Origin of the sequence: Desulfurobacterium indicum (assembly GCF_001968985.1) — a bacterium.
Taxonomy (GTDB): domain Bacteria; phylum Aquificota; class Aquificia; order Desulfurobacteriales; family Desulfurobacteriaceae; genus Desulfurobacterium_A; species Desulfurobacterium_A indicum.
In genome coordinates, this window is the sequence record NZ_MOEN01000053.1 from 1 (window position 1) to 2,561 (window position 2,561).

The window sequence follows — 2,561 nt, forward strand, 5'->3', positions numbered from 1 at the left end:
TATTTCCTCTAAGGTTACCTGCGATATTTTGCTTATGGTTGAGGGTGAGTATTTAAGTTCAAACACGCTTTCAAGAGCCTGGGCTACTGCTCTTGCACTCATACCAGAGGCAAACATCCCAAGTATTAAGTCTTCAAGATTGATATCTCTTCTTCTATAAGGTTCTATCAACTTTGTTCTGAATTTTCCCTCTCTATCTCTTGGAATTCTCAGATTTTCAAGCTTACCGATAACAGTATCTAAGTTTCTAACGTAAAAGCCGTTCTTTGTTCCTCCATGTTCTTTAAGAAACACTTCTCTTTCAGCCGTCATGATTGACTCTAAGGTTTGCTTTACCACTTCCTTAACTAGGTCTGGTAAAATCTTCTGTAGTTCCATTTTTGCCTCCTGGGGTTGGTATTTGTGGGGTGTTCCCCAGGAGGTTATCCCATTTCTCAAGCTTACACAAAATATCGTACACTACCAAGTAAAGTTTTATAGTCCATCTGTTTTACGTAGTTTTCCGCATTGGTTTTCAATGCTCTGTATAGTTGCGAGTCTTCTAGTAATCTTGTTATTTTTTCTATATAGGCTTCAGGAGAGCAGTTTACTATAAATCCGGTTTTTCCGTCTATTACGTTTTCTCTGGATGCTCCTTTGTTAGACACTATTACAGGAAGTCCGCTTGCATAGGCTTCTAAAATTACATTACCGAATGTTTCTGTTGTACTCGGGAAGAGAAACAGGAAAGATGATGCATATGCAGTTGATAGATCTTTACCTTCGAGGTAGCCTGTAAATAAAACGTTTTCAGCTTTATTCTCTGCTTCTTTTCTGTATGGTCCATCTCCCACTATGACAAATTTTAAATCTTTTCTGTCTTTCATACTTTTTGCTACGTAGATAAATGTATCAATTTCCTTTTCTTTCGAAACCCTGCCTACATATAGGATTACTTTCTCTCCGTTGTAATTTCTGTCAAATCTTTTCCAGAAATTTATATCTTTGTAAGAAGGATTAAACCTTTCAAGGTCAACTCCCCTATTAAAAACTCTTATCTTTTCGGCTTTTACTCCATGCTCTATTAAAATATTTCTATAGTGGAATGAAGGAGAAAGAACTCTGTCACAGCAGTTATAATAGGCACTGAGTAGCTTCCATATTACGCCTTTTGTTAAGTGGTCATTTGTATATTTATAGACATATTCTGGAATATCTGTGTGAAACGTTGATACAAAAGGGAGATTAAGTATTTTGGAAATAGCAAAGGCTGTTAAACCGAGCACTCCTGGAGTTGCTGCGTAGATTACATCGAAATTTTCTCTTTCTACATAGTCTAGGACTTCAAGAAAATTCGGAATGTTTATGTGCAGTTCTTCGTACTCAGGGAGGGGGAATGAAATTATCGGTTTAAATATTTTTATCTGTTTATCTTCCGGACATTTTCTGTTTTCGCTTAGAATAATTTGTAGATTGAGGTTCTCTTCTTTTGCTATATCTGCTATTCTCTGATATGTGCGTGCTACGCCGTTTATTTCGAAAAATGTATCTGTAAAGATTGCCAATTTTCCTTCTATATGTTCTTTCCCGGTTAATTCAAAATAGAGGTCTGCCGATTTTCGTTTTTCCATAGCCCTTTGCCAGTAGGTTGTTGCATATGTGGCAAGGGGTAGAAGAGAAAGTGTTATAAGTCCAACCGATGATGTTAATGTTTCAAAGTCAGTTCCTTTTTCGGTTAAATTGTTTATGGCGTAAGGGACTATTGAGTTTACAAATTTATAAATTTTTTGATGGACATCCTCTCTTACATTATCGTATTCCTGTCCTATTACCTTCTTGAAGAATTGTTCTCTTTTTGCTGATTTTATAAGCCAATTGATAGAACGTTTTCTCTTTTCTTCTGTCAGAAGACCTGATATGAGTTCTTTAATGTTTCCCATATTGAAGTTCTTTGCGGTTCCTTGAAAAGCAATGTTCATTACTGTGTGTGTAAGTTTTTGTGGTGAGCCGTGATTTCCGGAAGGAACAGTTCTACATTCTTCGATTGCTTGCTTTAAGTCTTCAACTGTTGTACCACTTTTCACGAAAGTAAATGTGTTGCCAGCTTCAAATCCTCCATGATCATCGGAGCCACCTGTAAAGGCAATTCTTTTTCTTTTCCTTTTTAAAAAACCGTGTTTATCTGCCAGCTCTTCTATTTTTTGCCAGTTAAAGAATGTTGTCAGCTTTTTTGTGAGATTTGCTGATAGTCTTGACCTTGTGCCGTTAAATATTTCCCAGTTATCAAACATCAGGAGAAATTTTTCTACATGGTGTGGGGAAAGTTTTCCGTCCATGTCATAAAGAGGGTGTGCAAGTATAAATGTTACGTTATTTTCGTTCAGAAAGTCCACAAGTTCATAAATGTTGTTCCGCAAATATTGTATTTCTTCATGGAGTTTTTCGGTTATGTCTATGGCTAATACATGAACTTTACATCCATCTTGGTAGTGTACGATATTTTGTGTAAGCTTGAGAAATGGGATAACCTCCTGGGGAACACCCCACAAATACCAACCCCAGGAGGCAAAAATGGAACTACA

The 2,561-nt window shown here is 36.7% G+C and carries 2 protein-coding genes; both read right to left on the minus strand.

Translation table 11 applies throughout. The features are described from left to right. Nucleotides 1–438: transposase (locus BLW93_RS08575; RefSeq protein ID WP_245791970.1), on the minus strand; the 438-nt coding region annotated here is incomplete at its 3' end. A 2-nt stretch (nucleotides 439–440) separates the two neighbouring features. Continuing rightward, a partial coding sequence (locus BLW93_RS08580; protein ID WP_144444041.1) for a glycosyltransferase occupies nucleotides 441–2,561 on the minus strand: 2,121 nt, incomplete at its 5' end.